Consider the following 16,118-nt stretch of genomic DNA (forward strand, 5'->3'; position numbering starts at 1 on the left):
GTTCAAACCACCGCAGCCCGGTGTGGCGGCGGCCTGGGTGCGCGGGGCTACGATTGCGGTCCGGAGCCTTCGCTCCGGACTGCCCCTTCGTCATCGTCGTTGTCGCCTGCGGCGCCTGCCTTCCGATTCCCTCGGGCGCATCTACACGCCCCGCACACCCAGGCCGCCGCCACACCGGGCTGCGGTGGTTTGAACTTGATAGGACGCTGGCGTGGGTGGGGTTCTTGAGGTTCTTGCCGACGCTTTTCGTGAGTCCAAGCGTCTTGCGGGGCCCGCCCCACTGCGGCCGCGCGGGCGGCCTGGTGGGGCTTACGCGGTGTCTTGCGTCGGGGTGATGGCGCTGCGCGCTGGCGCGCGGGTGGTTTTTTGACGGTGCCGTGTCGGTTGGCGACGGCTCGGTGACGGCTAGGTGTCTGACACCCCTGGGACTTAACCGTAACGAGTGCAAGCCGGTCTACGCGGGGTGTCTGACACCGGGTTAGAAACGCTTCGCGTGTCAGACACCAAACTGGTTTGCGTTACTTCGTCGCGACCTTTTCCGGCGGGACCGGATTATCCCAGCCGCCGCCGATAGCGCGAATCAACCCCACCGTCGACCGGGCCTGTTCGGCAGTCAGTTGCACCGACACGCGTTGCTGCAAGAGCACGCTGCGGTCGGCTTCAATCACGTCCAGATAGCTGATCGAGCCTTCACGGTACTGCGTGTGCGAGAGCTTCGCGGCGCGGGCAGCCGCTTCCACCGCCTCGTTCTGGGCCTTGGTCTGGTCCGCGAGGATGCGCAGGTTCGCGAGGTTGTCTTCCACTTCGCGGAACGCGTTCAGGACGGTCTGGCGGTAGACGGCGACGTCTTCTTCGTAGACGGCGCGGGCGCGGTCCAGGCCGGCTTGGCGGCGGCCGCCGTCGAAGATGGGGATGGACAGGGCGGCGCCGACCAGGGGGCCCAGCAGGAACGTGCGGCTGGACCATTGGAAGAGGTTGCCCAGTTCCGAGGACTCGTAGCCGAAGGCGCCGGTGATGTCCAGGCGGGGGAAGAACGCGGACTTGGCGGCGCCGACGCGGGCGTTGGCGGCGGCCATGGCGCGTTCGGCGGCGGCGATGTCGGGGCGGCGTTCGAGCAGCGTGGAGGGCAGCCCGGCGGGGATGGTCAGCGCGATCTTTTCGATGGGCTGGGGCGGCATGGTGAATTCGGATGGGGCGCGGCCCAGCAGGACGGCCAGCGCGTGTTCGGCGGTGGCGCGGCGGCGGTCGATGCCCAGGGCCTCGGATTGCGCGGAGGCGAGTTCGGCCTTGGCGCGTGCGAGGTCGAGTTCACTGATGTCGCCGGCGTCGTAGCGGCGCTGGATCAGTTGCAGCGTGTCGGTGCGCAGCTTGACGGTCTGGTGGTACAGGCGCGATTCGGCGTCCTGTTCGCGAACCAGGAAGTAGGTGGTGGCGACGTCGGCTTGCAGGGCGAGCAGGACGGAGCGGTAGAGCGCTTCGCTTTGCTGGGCGTCGGCGGTGGCGGCGTCCACTGTCGATGCGACGCGGCCGAAGAGGTCGGCCTCGTATGACACCGTGCCTTGCGCGCGCCAGGTGGTGACGGGCGAAGTCGACGTGCCGTCGGGCAGGCCTTGCGAGACGGCCGAGGGGCGTTGGCGGTTGGGGCCGAAGCCGGCGTCCAGGCTGGGGAAGAAGCCGGAGCGCGCTTCGCGTTGCAGGGCGCGGGCCTGGGTGAGGCGGGCGGCAGCGGCTTGCAGGTCCTGGTTGGCGCGCTGGGCTTCTTCTTCAAGCTGGTTCAGGCCTTCGTCGTTGAAGACCTTCCACCAGGCGCCGCGCAGGGCGTCCTCAGAAGGTTCGGCGGGCTTCCAGGTGCCGGCTTCAGACGCGGGCAGGGCGGCTTCCTTGAAGGCGGCGGGCGTGTCGGCCGTGGGGCGCTGGTAGGTGGGACCCACCGCGCAGCCGGCCAGCACGAGCAGCATGGCGAGCAGGGCGGATCCTCGGGTCAGTCTTTTGATCATGATGACGTTTCTCTTTGGCGCGCGTCCCATGCGAATTCGGACGGGACGCGCTGGCTTCTCTTTTTTTTCTGTCGGCTTACGCGTGGTGTTGCGGCGCGGGCGGCGCGTTGGGGTCGATGTGCGGCACGCAGACGGGGGCTTCGTGCGGCGCGGCGGAGTGCAGCTTCTTGCCGCCGAGCGAGCGGAGCAGGACGTAGAACACCGGCGTGAGGAACAGGCCGAACAGGGTCACGCCGAGCATGCCGAAGAAGACGGCGACACCCATGGCGTGGCGCATTTCGGAACCGGCGCCAGAGGACAGCACCAGCGGCACCACGCCCATGATGAACGCGATGGACGTCATCAGGATGGGACGCAGGCGCAGGCGGCTGGCTTCGATGGCGGCTTCGAGCGGCGTGCGGCCGTTCATTTCGAGCTCCCGGGCGAATTCGACGATCAGGATCGCGTTCTTCGCAGACAGCCCCACCAGCACCATCAGGCCGATCTGCGTGAAGATGTTGTTGTCGTTGCCGGTGAGGTAGACGCCGGTCAGCGCGGCCAGGATGCTCATCGGCACGATAAGGATCACGGCGAGCGGCAGGGTCAGGCTTTCGTACAGCGCGGCCAGCACCAGGAAGACCAGCAGGACGCTGATGGGGAAGACCCACAGGCCGGCGTTGCCCGCGAGGATCTGCTGGTACGTGAGGTCGGTCCATTCGAACTTGACGCCACGCGGCAGGGTTTCGGCGGCGACGCGCTCGGCGGCGGCTTGCGCCTGGTCGGACGAGTAGCCGGGGGCCGGGCCGCCGTTGATGTCGGCGGCGGTGTAGCCGTTGTAGCGCACGACCATTTCGGGGCCGAAGGTCTGCTTGACGGTGACCAGCGAGGACAGCGGGACCATGTCGCCGGCGGCGTTGCGGGTCTTCAGTTGCAGGATGTCGTCGGCGTGCGCGCGGAAGGGCGCGTCAGCCTGAGCACGCACTTGGAACACGCGGCCGAACCGGTTGAAGTCGTTGACGTACATGGAGCCCAGATAGATCTGCATGGTGTCGAAGACTTCGGTCACCGGCACGCCAAGCTGCTTGGCCTTGACGCGGTCCAGGTCGACGTCGAGCTGCGGGACGTTAATCTCGTAGCTGGAGAATGTGGGGCCCAGTTCCGGCGTCTGGCGCGCCTTTTCCAGGAAGGCCTGCTTGGCCTTGTCCAGTTCGGCATAGCCGAGGGCCGCGCGGTCTTCGAGCTGGAGCTTGAAGCCGCCGAGCGTGCCCAGGCCCATGACGGGCGGGGGCGGGAACACGGCGATGAACGAGTCCTGGATGGCTGCGAACTTCTGGTTGAGCGACGCGGCGATGGCGTTGCCGGACAGTTCGGCGTTGTTGCGCTCGCCGAAAGGCTTGAGCGTGACAAACACGATGCCGGCGCTGGAGCTGTTGGTGAAGCCATTGATGGACAGGCCGGGGAAGGCGATGGCCGATTGCACACCGGGTTCCTTCAGGGCGATGTCGCTCATGCGGCGGATCACGTCTTCGGTGCGGTCCAGCGAGGCGCCGTTGGGCAGCTGCGTGAAGCCGATCAGGTATTGCTTGTCCTGCGCGGGTACGAAGCCGCCCGGCACCAGGTACGACACGCCAATGGTCGCGGCGACCAGCACGGCGTACACGCCCATCGCGCCGGCCTTGCGGCGGATGACGCTGGCCACGCCCGTGCCGTAGGACTCGGACGCGCGGCCGAACATGTTGTTGAACCAGTTGAAGAAGCGGCCGAAGACGCGGTTCATGCCACGGGTCAGCCAGTCGGGCTTGTCGTGGTGGCTCTTGAGCAGCAGGGCCGACAGTGCGGGCGACAGGGTCAGCGAGTTGAAGGCCGAGATCACCGTCGAGATGGCGATGGTCATGGCGAACTGTTTGTAGAACTGGCCGGTCAGGCCCGTCATGAAGGCAAGCGGCACGAACACGGCGCACAGCGTCAGCGCGATGGCGATGATGGGGCCGCTGACTTCGCGCATGGCGCGATAGGTCGCATCGCGTGGACTCAAGCCGGCCGCGATATTGCGCTCGACGTTTTCGACGACCACGATGGCGTCGTCCACCACGATCCCGATGGCCAGCACCATGCCGAACAGCGACAGCGCGTTGATGGAGTAGCCGAACATCAGCAGCAGCGCGAACGTGCCGACGATGGACACGGGCACCGCGAGCAGCGGGATGATGGACGCGCGCCAGGTCTGCAGGAACAGAATCACCACCAGCACGACCAGCGCGATGGCTTCGAGCAGGGTGTGCACGACGGCTTCGATACTGGAGCGCACGAATTGCGTGGGGTCGTATTCGATGCGGTATTCCACGCCCGGCGGGAAGTCCTGCGCCAGTTCGGCCATTGCGGCGCGCACCTGGCTGGAGACGTCCAGCGCGTTGGCGCCCGGCGACTGCATGATGCCCATGCCGACCGCCTGCTTGTTGTTCAGAAGCGAACGCAGGCCGTATTCCTGCGCATCCAGCTCCACGCGGGCGACGTCGGACAGGTGCGTCACGGCGCCGTCCGGCGAGGTCTTCAGGATGATGTCGCGGAATTCTTCTTCGGTCTGCAGGCGGCCGCGTGCGTTCACGTTCAATTGCAGCGGCACGTCGCCCTGCGTGGGCGAGGCGCCGATCACGCCGGCGGCCACCTGCACGTTCTGTTCGCGGATCGCGTTGACGACTTCGGATGCGGTCATGCCGCGCTGCGCGACCTTTTGCGGATCGAGCCACACGCGCATGGAGTAGTTGCCCGACCCCCACACCGTCACTTCGCCCACGCCCGTGATACGCGACAGGCGGTCCTTGACGTTCAGGATGGCGTAGTTGCGCAAGTAGGTGATGTCGTAGCGGTCATTGGGCGAGATCAGGTGCACGACCAGCGTCAACGTGGGCGAGCTCTTGGCCGTGGTCACGCCCAGACGCTGCACATCCGGCGGCAGACGCGGCAGCGCCTGCGACACGCGGTTCTGCACCAGCTGCTGCGCCTTGTCGGGGTCCACGCCCAGCTTGAAGTTGACCGTCAGCGTCAGGTTGCCGTCGCTGTTGGCCTGCGACTGCATGTACAGCATGTCTTCGACGCCGTTAATGGATTCTTCCAGCGGCGAGGCGACGGTTTCGGCGATGACCTTGGGGTTGGCGCCCGGGTATTGCGCGCGCACCACGACGGACGGCGGCACGACTTCCGGGTATTCGGAGATGGGCAGCTGGAACATGGCCAGCAGGCCTGCCAGCAGCACCAGGATCGACAGCACGCCGGCGAAGATCGGCCGGTCGATGAAGAATTTCGAGATATTCATAAACGTTCTCGTTCGACGCGTCGGCTCAGTTCTGCGCCGAGGCGGTCTTGACCGGGTTGCGCTTGGCGGCAACCATGGGGACAACGGTCGGGGTCACGGCGTCGCCGGGACGGATGCGCTGCAGGCCGTTGACGACGATGCGTTCGCCGGCAGTCAGGCCGGCGTCGACGACGCGCAGGCCTTCCTGATTGGCGCCCAGCTTCACCTGGCGGTAGACGGCGTGGTTCTTGTCGTCCAGCACCAGCACGAAGCGCTTGTCCTGGTCGGTGCCGATGGCGCGTTCGTCGATCAGCACGGCCTCGCGGGGTTCGCTGCCGCCCAGGCGGATGCGGGCGTAGAGGCCCGGCAGCAGCGTGCCGTCGGCGTTGTCGAACTCGGCGCGCACGCGGATGGTGCCGGAGGTGGCGTCCAGGCGGTTGTCCACCGACTGCACGGCGCCGGTGCGCGAGTAGCCGTCTTCATTGGCCAGGCCCAGTTCGACCGGCACCGCGCCATTGCGGCCGTTGCGGGCGGGGTTCACGTAGCGCAGGAACGTTTGTTCGTCCACGTCGAACGATGCGTACATCTTGGACACCGACACCAGCGTGGTCAGCGGCACCGATGCGGCGCCGGCGGCGACCACGTTGCCCACGGTGACCTCGGCGCGCGACACGCGGCCGTCCACGGGGGCCTCGATACGCGTGTAGCCCAGGTTGAGCTTGGCGTAGTCCAGCGCGGCCTGGGCGCCCTGCAGGTTGGCGGCGGCTTCGCGCGCGGCGTTCTGCTTTTCCTCGAAGTCGCGGCGGGCGATGGCGTTGTCGGTCAAGAGGCGCTGGCCACGGGCCAGTTCCGAGGCCGTGTAGGCGGCGCGCGCCTTGGCGGCGGTCAGCGCCGCGGCGGCGCGGTCCACTTCGGCCGCGTAGGGGCGCGGGTCGATGGTGAAGAGCACGTCGCCCTTCTTGACGATGCTGCCGTCCTTGAAATGGACGGCGGTCAGCGTGCCGGAGACCAGGGGGCGGATGTCCACGCGGTCGATGGCTTCCAGGCGGCCGGAATAGCGCTGCCAGTCGACGATCGTCTTGTTGAGGACTTCGGCCACCTCGACGGGCGGCGCGGCGGGGGCGCCCTGCGCCATCGCGACATTGCCGCCCGCGGGGCCGCGGGTGAGGGCATAGCCGCCGCCCGCCGCCAGCACGGCTGCAAATACGACGAGCACAGCAATACGTTTACGCGAAACCATGGTGTTTCCTTGAGTGGTCTTTTAGAGGCGGAAGCGCGCTTGCCCGGGATGCGGGGACGACGAGTCGGCGGGGCGGGGATGCCAGTCCTAAGAATCCGGCGTTATATGGATATGCTGCGGTGCAGCATCGACCGGGGTCGCTTATCCAGAGGCGGCGGGCGCCTGATCAGGGCGGGTCGCTGCGGGGGCGGAATCTGAGGATTGACATGCCCTTTTCTTGCGCCGGGCGGCAAGGGCACTTCAAGATGGTTTGCATTCTGAGTGTTTTGTCCAGGCGGATAAACCTGTCTATCCCGGCAACACTGTTCGTGGAGAATGACTAATCCAGGCCGAAATCGGGTTATGCTCCGTCCACCCCGACTTATTTGCCTAAGGACACCCTTGCCATGGACCGCTTTCAGGCTATGCAGGTGTTTGTGCGCGTCGTGGACGCCAATAGCTTCACCCGGGCGGCCGACAGCCTATCGCTTCCGCGCACCACCGTCACCACCATCATTCAGAATCTGGAACGCCTTCTAGGCGTTCGCCTGTTGAACCGCACCACGCGCCGCATCGGCCTGACGCCCGACGGCGCAGGCTATTACCAGCACTGCGTGCGCATCCTGGCCGACGTGGAAGAGACCGAGGCCTGCTTCCAGGAAGCGGCCCTGCGGCTCAAGGGCCGGCTGCGCATCGATGTGCCGACCTGCATCGGCCGGTTGATCCTGATTCCCTCATTGTGTGATTTCCACGACAAATACCCCGACGTCGAGCTGGTGCTGGGCCTGGGCGACCGTCCGGTCGACATGGTCCAGGAAGCCGTGGACTGCGTGATCCGCGCCGGCGATCTCGAAGATTCCAGCCTGGTCGCCCGCCGCATCGGCACGCTGCAGACCGTGACCTGCGCGTCGCCGACCTACGTGGCGCGCCACGGCATGCCGCAGACGATCGAATCGTTGCGCGACCACCACGCGGTGCATTATTTCTCCAGCCGCACCGGCCGCAACTGTGCCTGGGACTTCAAGGTGGACGGCAAGCACCAGGAAGTGGACATGAAGGGCACGGTGGCCGTGAACGAAGCGGGCGCCTACCTGGATTGCGGGCTGAAGGGCTTTGGGCTGATCCAGACCGCGCGCTACATGGCGCTGCCGTATCTGCAATCGGGCGAGCTGATCGAGATACTGCCGCAGTGGAAGCCCAGCTCCACGGCAATTTCGGTGCTGTATCCGCAGAGCCGGCAGTTGTCGCCCAAGGTGCGGGCCTTTACCGACTGGGTGGCCGAACTGTTCGCCGGGTGTCCGCTGCTCAGCGGCCGCGACGAGACCGATCCGGCCGCCGCGTCCTGCGCGGTGTACCAGCGCAATCAGGGACAGACCGCTCCGGCGCAACCGCCCGTGCCCGCTATCCCGGCGCTGGCCGACATGGCCCCGCGTCGCCGCACCGCCCGCGAGGAAGCTGCGGAGTACGTGCTGTAAAACCGCGTAGGCTGGACGACGACATGGCGGACCCTCGGGTCCGCCATCTGCGTTAAGCACGGGAAACCCCGTAGTAAATACAGCCCTTACGTCCCTCGTATTGCATGAAACGTCTGTATAGTCCGACAGTCAAAGCCTACAACGCCCTTACAGTCGATCCGCTATGCAGCCTGTTCTACCCGCCTACCTGATCGCCCGTTGGCTGTTGCTGCTTGTGCTGTTGGCGGGGGTTTACTTTCTTAGCGGATTCCTGGTTCCGGCCCTGGCGGCGCTGATCATCGGCCTGGCCAGCTGGCCCCTGTACCAACGCCTCGTCGTCCGTTGCGGCGGCCGCACGGCGGTTGCCGCGTCGCTGGCGCTGCTGGTCGTCGTCGTGGTGCTGATCGTCCCGTTGTCGCTGGCCCTGTCCTATGCCATCAAGGAAGCCAGCGCGTTTGTCGCCTGGGCCATCGCGGCCAACCGCCACGGCGTGGACGTGCCCGCGTGGATTTCGTCTCTGCCGGTGGTGGGCGATCGCCTGGGACAGTACTGGCAATCCTATATCGGCCAGCCTCACGCGCTGGGCGCGCTGGTCGAAGCCGTCAGCGGCGAACACCTGGGCAACATCTACCGCATGGCGCTGGCCGCCACGGGCAACGTGTTCCAGTTGCTGCTGACCGTTCTCTTCATGCTGATTACGCTGTTCTTCGTCTACAAGGACGGCATCCGCATGGTCGCGCAGCTGGACGTGCTGGGCGAGCGCATTCTGCCCGCCCGCTGGCAGCGCTTTTCGCGCGTGGTCCCGGCCACCATCAATTCCACCGTCACCGGCATGGGCCTGATCGCGCTGGGCGAAGGCGTGGTGCTGGGCATCGCCTACTGGGTCGCGGGTGTGCCGTCGCCCGTGCTGCTGGGCGTGGTCACCGGGTTCATGGCGCTGATTCCCGGTGGCGCGCCGTTGTCGTTCACGCTGGTGTCTTTGTATCTGGTGGGCTCGGGCCATGTGGTCGCAGGCATTGCGCTGATGGTCTGGGGCAGCGTCGAACTCTTCATCGTCGACAAGACCCTGCGCCCGCGTCTGGTGGGCGGTCCCGTCAAGCTGCCGTTCCTGCCGACCTTCTTTGGCCTGGTGGGTGGCGTGAAGACCATGGGTATCGTGGGATTGTTCGTGGGTCCGGTGCTGATGGCGCTGCTGGTGGCCGTCTGGCGCGAATGGGTGCACCACGAGGTCCAGGAGCGCGACGCCGCCCGGCTGACGCCGCCGCCGGTCCGCCCCGAGAAGACGCCAGCGGGCTGAGGACGCGGGAGCCGCCCGGCGGCCTTGCCATTTGGTAATCTAGCCATCCCGCGTGACCGGCGCCTTGCCCGGTGCGCGCCTGCCCGCCCGCAGACGCGCCGCCTACGCCGCGGGCTGTGAGGATCAAGATGTCCGGGTTATTGCCTGATGATCAGATAGCCGTCCTGCGCGAGCAGGGCTTCGTGGTGGCGCGCCAGTTCGCCAACCCGGAGCAGCTTGCCGCGCTGCGTGCGCTGGCTGAACGCCATTTGCGCGATCACGTCGCACCCATCGAATACGAAGCCGACCTGCGCTATCCCGGCGCGCCGCAATCGCGCAGCGCTGAGGGCGGCCTGACAGTGCGCCGCCTGCTCAACGCCTACGCGCGCGACCCCCTGTTTGCCCAATGGGCCACCGATCCGCGCATTGGGCAGTGGTTGAAGCGCTATTTCAACGAGACGCCGGTGCTGTCCACCGTGCACCACAACTGCGTGATGACCAAGCACCCGGCGTACGGCAGCCTGACGGGCTGGCATCAGGACATCCGCTATTGGTCGTTCTCGGATACGGATCTGGTGTCCTGTTGGCTGGCCCTGGGGCCGGAGACGCGCGCCAATGGCGGGCTGTCGTTCATTCCGGGCTCGCACGCGGCGGCATTTACGCCGGACCAGTTCGACGACAAGAAATTCTTCCGCGAAGACGTGCCGCAGAACGCCGACTGGATCGCGCGCGCCGTCTGTCCGGAACTGCAAGCGGGCGATGTGGTGTTCTTTCACTGCCGCACCTTGCACGCCGCGCAGGGCAACAGCAGCGACCGCGTGAAGCTGTCGGTGGTTCATACCTACCACCCCGAGTCCTGCCATCCGCTGCCGGGCACCCGGTCGTCGTCGCAGGCGGGCGTGCCGCTGGCGGGGGCGTGATGCCCCGGAAAGCCCGTAGACTGTGGCATCAATGATCCGCGCGCCGGTAATGCACCCATGCCGGTCCGGTCCGCAATCCCTACTTCGGAACTGAAGCAACATGCGTGAAAAAATTGTCTTCATCGGCGGCGGCAATATGGCCTCCGCCATCATCGACGGACTGATCGGCCAGGGCCGGGCGTTGACCGATTTTCTGGTGATCGAACCCTACGCGCCGACCCGCGAGGCGCTGGTCGCACGCGGCTTGCCTTGCCAGGAAAGCGTCAGTGCCGACATCGGCGACGCCGCCTTGTGTGTGCTGGCCACCAAACCGCAAGTGCTGCGCGAAGCCTGCGGCCAGGTCCGGCAGCATCTGCCGGCCGAGGCCACCGTGGTCAGCATCGCGGCGGGCGTCGAGCTGGCTGCGTTGTCGGAATGGCTGGGCGGACACGCGCGCATCGTTCGCGCCATGCCCAACACGCCGGCCAAGGTGGGCCTGGGCATGACCGGCCTCTTCGCCACGCCGGCTTGCGAGCAGGCCCAGCGCGATCAGGTCGACGCGCTGTTCGCGGCGGTCGGCGAACGCATCTGGACCGAATCCGAAGCCATGATCGACGCCGTCACTGCGGTGACGGGCAGCGGCCCCGGTTACGTGTTCCATTTCATGGCGGCCTTGGAAAAGGGCGCCGTCGAATTGGGCTTTGCGCCCGCCGATGCGCGCCGGCTGGCTGTCGCCGCCTTCCGCGGTGCGTCGGAACTGGCCGCCAGCGAAGACGTGCCGTTGACCGAATTGCAGGACCGCGTCACTTCCAAGGGCGGCACCACCTACGCCGCCCTGTCGCACATGCAGCAGGCGGGCGTGGCCCAGGCCATCACCGAGGCTGTGCACAAGGCGCAGCAGCGCGCCCGCGAGTTGTCCGCGGGATAAAGGCCCCGGCGCGGCAACGGGCCGTCAGCGATGACGGCCCAGCCGCCACAGCAAGACGGCCGCCACCAGAACGGCTGCGACATTGAACTGCATGGCCGACGCAAACGCCTGCGCATGGCGCTCGGCCGCGCTGGCTTCCGCGTAAGCCTCCAACGCACCGCCATACAGCATGCCTGCAGCCGACACGCCCAACGCGGCGCCCACCTGTTGCAAGGTCGACACCACGCCCGCCGCCATGCCGGCCTGGCGGTCGTCGACCAGCCCCATCGCCAGGTTGACCAGCGGCGTGTTGACCGCGCCTTGCGCCGCGCCCAGCCACACCAGCGCAGGCAGCAGCGTCCACGGCGACAGGCTGGCGCCGGCGATGCCGGTTTGCATCATCAGCGCCGCCGTCGCCCCGCCGTACAACAGCGCGGCCAGCGCGATCGCGCGCGTGCCGTACCGGGCGACCAGTCTTGGCGCCACCATCGATCCCGCCACGAATCCGACGCTGGCCGGCGCGAAGATCATGCCGGCCGTCAACGCATCCAGGCCAAAGCCCGTCTGCACCAGCAAGGCGTAGCAAAGAAACATGGCGCTGGCGGTGGAGAACACCAGCATCACGACGAGGCACCCCGCCGCAAAGCGCGGCTGCGCCAGCAAGTCCATGTCCACCAGCGGCACGCCGCCGCGCGCGGCGACCCGGCGCTGCAGCCGCACGAAGGCTGCCAGCGCAACCACCGATGCCCCGCCGCAGGCGAGCGTCCAGGCGGGCCATTGCTGGGCGGGGCCTTCGATCAACGCCAGCAGCAGCAACGCCAACCCCAGGCCCACGAGCGCGGCGCCGGGCCAGTCCATCGCCGCGCCCGAGGGCTCGGCGGATTCGGGGATGTGCCGGGCAAGCCAGCACGCCAGCAGCCCCAGCGGCAGATTGATCAGAAAGATGGCACGCCACGCCAACCCGAACAGATCCGCATGGACGATCCAACCGCCGAGCACCTGCCCGGCGATGGCGGCCAGGCCCAGCGTCATGCCCAGCAGCCCGAACGCCCGGCGCCGCGCATGCCCCTCGAAGCTGACGCGGATCAGCGCATACACCTGCGGAAACAGCAGGGCCGCGGCGGCGCCCTGCAGGATGCGCGCGGCGATCAGCGTGTCCGGCGTGGGCGCCAGGCCGCACAGCGCGGACGCCACCGCAAAGCCCGCCATGCCCAGCATGAACAGCCGTCGCCTGCCATGGCGGTCGCCCAACCGGCTGCCCGCGATGAGCAGCACGCCATACGCCAGTTCATAGGCGGCGATGATGAAGTTGATCTGCGCGAAGCTGGCCGACAGCGTGGCCTGCATGCTGGGGATGGCCACGTTCACGACGAACAGGTCGAAGATCGTGATGAAGCCGCCGGATAGCAGCACCGCCAGGCCGAGCTTGCCGAGTCGTGGCGAAGCGGGGTCGGCAGGGGCGGCCGACGGCGTGGCGGGAAGGGTCGTGGTCGACATGAAAGCGTCCAAAAAGTCAGGATCGGCGCTATTCTGGGCGGACCTTTAGCCTTATACAATTTAGCTGTTTATGCTATTACTCCGTGCAACCCCGTCATGACCGAACCCGCCATTTCACGCCGTCTGGACCGCACCCGGGCCGACCTGTCCGAATTCCTGCGCCTGCGCCGGGAACGGCTCACTCCCGCTGACCTGGGGCTTCCGCCCGGCCGCCGCCGCCGCACGCCGGGGTTGCGCCGCGAGGAAGTGGCGGCGCTGGCCGGCGTCGGACTGGCCTGGTACACGTGGTTTGAACAGGGGCGCAACATCAGTGTGTCGGCCACCTTTCTCGAAAACCTGGCGCGCGTGCTGCGGTTGGACGACGCCGAGCGCCGCCACCTGTATCTGCTGGCGCACCAGCGCCCGCCGGCCGAGACCGGCCGCACGTGGTGCACCGTGCCCGCGCAAGTTCGCCGCTTGATGGATGACCTGCCCGCGCGGCCCGCCTACATCCTGAACCTGCGTTGGGACGTCGTCGTGTGGAACGCCGCCGCGGACAAGGTGTTCAATTTTTCCGGGCAGGCGCCGGGCCGGCGCAACCTCCTCTGGATGCTGTTCGTGGACCCCGCGATGCGTGAACGCTTTGTGGACTGGACGGCGCAGGCGCCCCGCATGCTGTCCTCGTTCCGGCGCGATTTCGCCAGCGCGACCGGCGTGTCCGATATCGCTGAACTGGTTGATGAATTGGAACGTGTGTCGCCCGAATTCCAGTCGTGGTGGCGCGAGCACGACGTGCATGGCACGTGCATGGGACTGCGCACGCTGCATGTGGATGCGTTGGGCGATATCGCGTTCGAGCATGCCACCTTGAGTGTCGATGAAAGCCGGCACTTGCGATTGGTGGTCTATGCGCCCGCGCCGGATGAACCCCGTGCCGCCGACTTCGCGCGATGGGTGCAGGCGGGTCCAGCTGTGTCGCTGGCGCCCTCGGAGTAGGATTTTTAGGGGACGCCAGCACAAGACATTGGCAGGGGATTTGACGCGACGGACAACGCGGGTATATCGTACGAGCTATCGTAAGACATATCGTAAGAGCTACCTATGCGCCAAACGGCTTTCCGCGAACACCCGCACCATGGGCGTCCCCACCATGGCCACCACCACCCCAGTCACCGCCACCCGCGTCACGCCAGCGCGGGTGGCGACTGGTTTTCCGGTTCCTCCGACGGCCGCGGCGATGCGGACGGGTTCGGCGGCGACGGACGCGGCTTCACTCGCAGCCGCAAAGTATCCAGCGACGACCTGCAACTGATGCTGCTCGGACTGCTGGAACAGAACCCCAGCCACGGCTACGAACTCATCAAGGCATTGGGCGCGCTCAGCAACGGTTTCTATACGCCCAGCCCCGGCATGGTCTACCCCGCGCTGACGTATCTGGAAGAACTGGGCTACGCCACCGTCGAGCAAGAGGGCGCCAAGAAGCGCTATCACCTGGCGGAACCGGGCAAGGCGTATCTGGACGCCAACCGCGAACGCCTGACGCTGATGTTCAACAAGCTCAAGCATGTCGCGCGCAAGATGGACTACATGCGCCAGGCCTGGAGCGGCCAGCCGCGCGCCACCGGCCCGGAAGGCGAGGACGCCCGCACCGGCTGGCTGCCGGAGTTCGTGGAGGCGCGCCAGGCGCTCAAGCGCGCGCTTCTGGACCGTACCGACGCCTCGCCTGCAGAACAACGACGCATCGCGGCCATCCTGGCGCGTGCGACCGACGAGATCACCGGCAAATCCGGCGCGTGATCCCGTCTCACCCTACTGGAGTTTCCATGACTCAAAGCGACCTGACCGTGGCGCGTGTGCGCCACACCCTCAAGATGCGCACGCTGACCGTGGCGCGCGTCGAACGCATTGCCGGCCTGCTGGCGCGCGTCACCTTCACCGGCGAAGACCTGCAGGATTTCGTGTCCGCTTCATTTGATGACCACGTGAAGATCTTCTTTCCCGCCGATCCCTCGCAGCCGCCCGTGCTGCCCACGGCCGGGCCCGACGGCATCAAGTTTCCCGATGGCGTGGCCCGGCCCGCGGCGCGCGACTACACGCCGCGCCGCTTCGATACGGCGCGCCAGGAACTGGAAATCGAATTCGTGCTGCACGGCGACGGCCCTGCGTCGACGTGGGCCGAACAAGCCGCGCCTGGCCAGCAACTGGGCATCGGCGGCCCGCGCGGTTCGTTTGTGGTGCCGACGGCGTTCGACTGGCATGTGCTGATCGGCGACGAGACCGCATTGCCGGCCATCGCACGGCGGCTGGAAGAACTGCCGGCCTCGGCGCAGGCGCTGGTGCTGATCGAAGTGCCGGGAGCAAACAACGAAATCCCGCTGCAAACGGCCGCGAAGGCATCGGTGCGCTGGCTGCATCGCAACGGAACGGCGCCCGGCTACAGCACGCTGCTGCTGGAAGCGGCGCGCGAACTAGCGCTGCCGTCAGGCGAAGGCTATGTGTGGGTGGCGGCGGAATCGGCCACGGCAAAAGCCGTGCGCGAAATCATGGTGGCGCAGCACGGCATCGACAAGAGCCGCATTCGCGCGGCCAGCTACTGGAAGCGCGGCGCGGTTGCCGTCCACGAATCGCACGACGATTGAGCGTCAGGACTTGCGGGCGGTCCGCGCCAGCGCCAGCAGATTCGCTGCCCGTCCACCCGCCGTGTCGCGCAAAGCCAACCCCAGCACCGCGCGCGGCCATTCCAGCGCGAACGGCCGATACACCACGCCATCCGGCCGCAGGTGACGCAGCGACGCCGGCACGATGGCCACGCCCATGCCTGCCGCCACCAGGTTCACCGCCGACGACAACTGTGGCGCTTGTTGCCCGATGCGCGGACTCAGCCCGTGCTGCCGGCACGCCGCCATGATGTCCGCGCTGAGTCCATAGCCCGATTTGCGCGAATACAGAATGAAGGTCTCGTGCTGCAGGTCGGCTGGGGCGAGGCGCTTGCGGCGCGCCAGCGCATGACCCAGCGGCAGCGCCACCACCAGCGGCTCCTCGACCAACTGCGTGAACGCCAACCCGCCATCAAGCGCGAAAGGCGGACGCACGAACGCGGCGTCGATCGTACCGTCGCGCAACTGCGCCACCAGCGTTTCACTATCCCCCTGAGACAGCGTCATCTCGACCTCGGGATAGCGCTCGCGATATTGCCGGATCAGCTCGGTCACCACGCCATTGAAGGACGCCGATTCGGTAAACCCCAATGTCAGTTCACCGACCTCGCCGCGCGCGGCGCGCTGCGCCGTGCGCACTGCGGCGTCCGCGCGTTGCAGGATGTCCTGGGCGCACGCCAGGAATGCGCGTCCCGCGTCGTTAAGCGCCACGCCGCGGCCCATGCGGTCAAACAGCGGTGTGCCGACTTCCTGTTCAAGCTGGCGGATCTGCTGGCTGAGCGGCGGCTGCGCCATGTTCAGCAGTTCGGCCGCGCGCGTGAAATGCTGGGCTTCGGCAGTGACGACGAAATAGCGCAAATGGCGCAGTTCCATTTTGATATCCAAAAAGTACTGATGAACAATTTTCAATATATTGGACATTCTAATGGCGCGCGCCGATCATGCAGGCATCAGATCCCCGA

At 66.9% G+C, this 16,118-nt stretch carries 12 protein-coding genes; 7 read left to right on the forward strand and 5 right to left on the reverse strand.

Annotation, left to right across the window (positions count from 1 at the left end; translation table 11 throughout):
* Positions 1–518: 518 nt before the first annotated feature.
* The 3 genes from MHZ91_RS24465 to MHZ91_RS24475 form a co-directional block, all read right to left on the reverse strand.
* Complete coding sequence (locus MHZ91_RS24465) at positions 519–1,997, reverse strand: efflux transporter outer membrane subunit (RefSeq protein WP_239216122.1); 1,479 nt, start codon at positions 1,995–1,997, stop codon at positions 519–521.
* Between the two features lie 76 nt (positions 1,998–2,073).
* The gene (locus MHZ91_RS24470) at positions 2,074–5,289 is read right to left on the reverse strand and encodes an efflux RND transporter permease subunit (protein ID WP_175122247.1); all 3,216 of its coding nucleotides are present in this window, start codon (positions 5,287–5,289) and stop codon (positions 2,074–2,076) included.
* Between the two features lie 25 nt (positions 5,290–5,314).
* Positions 5,315–6,508, reverse strand: coding sequence for an efflux RND transporter periplasmic adaptor subunit (locus MHZ91_RS24475; RefSeq protein ID WP_191579534.1), 1,194 nt, complete (start codon positions 6,506–6,508; stop codon positions 5,315–5,317).
* A 386-nt stretch (positions 6,509–6,894) separates the two neighbouring features.
* Between MHZ91_RS24475 and MHZ91_RS24480 the strand changes: the two genes are divergently transcribed.
* The 4 genes from MHZ91_RS24480 (at position 6,895) to proC (ending at position 11,044) form a co-directional block, all read left to right on the forward strand.
* A complete protein-coding gene (locus tag MHZ91_RS24480) occupies positions 6,895–7,962 on the forward strand; it encodes a LysR family transcriptional regulator (RefSeq protein WP_175122249.1) in 1,068 nt (355 codons plus the stop codon).
* Between the two features lie 163 nt (positions 7,963–8,125).
* Positions 8,126–9,238 (forward strand): AI-2E family transporter, encoded by a 1,113-nt coding sequence (locus MHZ91_RS24485; protein ID WP_056559631.1) that lies wholly within the window; start codon positions 8,126–8,128, stop codon positions 9,236–9,238.
* Positions 9,239–9,366: 128 nt separating this feature from the next.
* Complete coding sequence (locus MHZ91_RS24490; RefSeq protein WP_239216124.1) at positions 9,367–10,137, forward strand: phytanoyl-CoA dioxygenase family protein; 771 nt, start codon at positions 9,367–9,369, stop codon at positions 10,135–10,137.
* A 100-nt stretch (positions 10,138–10,237) separates the two neighbouring features.
* Positions 10,238–11,044 (forward strand): pyrroline-5-carboxylate reductase, encoded by an 807-nt coding sequence (gene proC / locus MHZ91_RS24495; protein ID WP_175122251.1) that lies wholly within the window; start codon positions 10,238–10,240, stop codon positions 11,042–11,044.
* A 24-nt stretch (positions 11,045–11,068) separates the two neighbouring features.
* Here proC and MHZ91_RS24500 read toward each other — a convergent pair whose 3' ends face one another.
* Positions 11,069–12,520 (reverse strand): MFS transporter, encoded by a 1,452-nt coding sequence (locus MHZ91_RS24500; protein ID WP_239216126.1) that lies wholly within the window; start codon positions 12,518–12,520, stop codon positions 11,069–11,071.
* Positions 12,521–12,616: 96 nt separating this feature from the next.
* Here MHZ91_RS24500 and MHZ91_RS24505 point away from each other — a divergent pair, with 96 nt between their 5' ends.
* The 3 genes from MHZ91_RS24505 (at position 12,617) to MHZ91_RS24515 (ending at position 15,138) form a co-directional block, all read left to right on the forward strand.
* Positions 12,617–13,495: a helix-turn-helix transcriptional regulator gene (locus MHZ91_RS24505; protein ID WP_239216128.1), complete on the forward strand. Its 879-nt coding sequence runs from the start codon at positions 12,617–12,619 to the stop codon at positions 13,493–13,495.
* 105 nt (positions 13,496–13,600) lie between these two features.
* Complete coding sequence (locus MHZ91_RS24510) at positions 13,601–14,296, forward strand: PadR family transcriptional regulator (RefSeq protein ID WP_239216130.1); 696 nt, start codon at positions 13,601–13,603, stop codon at positions 14,294–14,296.
* Positions 14,297–14,322: 26 nt separating this feature from the next.
* Complete coding sequence (locus MHZ91_RS24515) at positions 14,323–15,138, forward strand: siderophore-interacting protein (RefSeq protein ID WP_175122254.1); 816 nt, start codon at positions 14,323–14,325, stop codon at positions 15,136–15,138.
* 3 nt (positions 15,139–15,141) lie between these two features.
* Here the strand turns inward: MHZ91_RS24515 and MHZ91_RS24520 are convergent, their stop codons facing one another.
* Positions 15,142–16,029: a LysR family transcriptional regulator gene (locus tag MHZ91_RS24520; RefSeq protein WP_175122255.1), complete on the reverse strand. Its 888-nt coding sequence runs from the start codon at positions 16,027–16,029 to the stop codon at positions 15,142–15,144.
* Positions 16,030–16,118: the final 89 nt, after the last annotated feature.

Origin of the sequence: Achromobacter sp. ACRQX, assembly GCF_022346505.1 — a bacterium.
GTDB classification, from domain to species: Bacteria; Pseudomonadota; Gammaproteobacteria; order Burkholderiales; family Burkholderiaceae_B; genus Achromobacter; species Achromobacter animicus.

Coding starts and splice junctions, on each gene's coding strand:
- MHZ91_RS24485 (WP_056559631.1), top strand. CDS start 8,126: ATGCAGCCTGTTCTACCCGCCTACCTGATCGCCCGTTGGCTGTTGCTG.
- MHZ91_RS24470 (WP_175122247.1), bottom strand. CDS start 5,289: ATGAATATCTCGAAATTCTTCATCGACCGGCCGATCTTCGCCGGCGTG.
- MHZ91_RS24480 (WP_175122249.1), top strand. CDS start 6,895: ATGGACCGCTTTCAGGCTATGCAGGTGTTTGTGCGCGTCGTGGACGCC.
- MHZ91_RS24515 (WP_175122254.1), top strand. CDS start 14,323: ATGACTCAAAGCGACCTGACCGTGGCGCGTGTGCGCCACACCCTCAAG.
- MHZ91_RS24490 (WP_239216124.1), top strand. CDS start 9,367: ATGTCCGGGTTATTGCCTGATGATCAGATAGCCGTCCTGCGCGAGCAG.
- proC (WP_175122251.1), top strand. CDS start 10,238: ATGCGTGAAAAAATTGTCTTCATCGGCGGCGGCAATATGGCCTCCGCC.
- MHZ91_RS24505 (WP_239216128.1), top strand. CDS start 12,617: ATGACCGAACCCGCCATTTCACGCCGTCTGGACCGCACCCGGGCCGAC.
- MHZ91_RS24520 (WP_175122255.1), bottom strand. CDS start 16,029: ATGGAACTGCGCCATTTGCGCTATTTCGTCGTCACTGCCGAAGCCCAG.
- MHZ91_RS24510 (WP_239216130.1), top strand. CDS start 13,601: ATGCGCCAAACGGCTTTCCGCGAACACCCGCACCATGGGCGTCCCCAC.
- MHZ91_RS24500 (WP_239216126.1), bottom strand. CDS start 12,520: ATGTCGACCACGACCCTTCCCGCCACGCCGTCGGCCGCCCCTGCCGAC.
- MHZ91_RS24465 (WP_239216122.1), bottom strand. CDS start 1,997: ATGATCAAAAGACTGACCCGAGGATCCGCCCTGCTCGCCATGCTGCTC.
- MHZ91_RS24475 (WP_191579534.1), bottom strand. CDS start 6,508: ATGGTTTCGCGTAAACGTATTGCTGTGCTCGTCGTATTTGCAGCCGTG.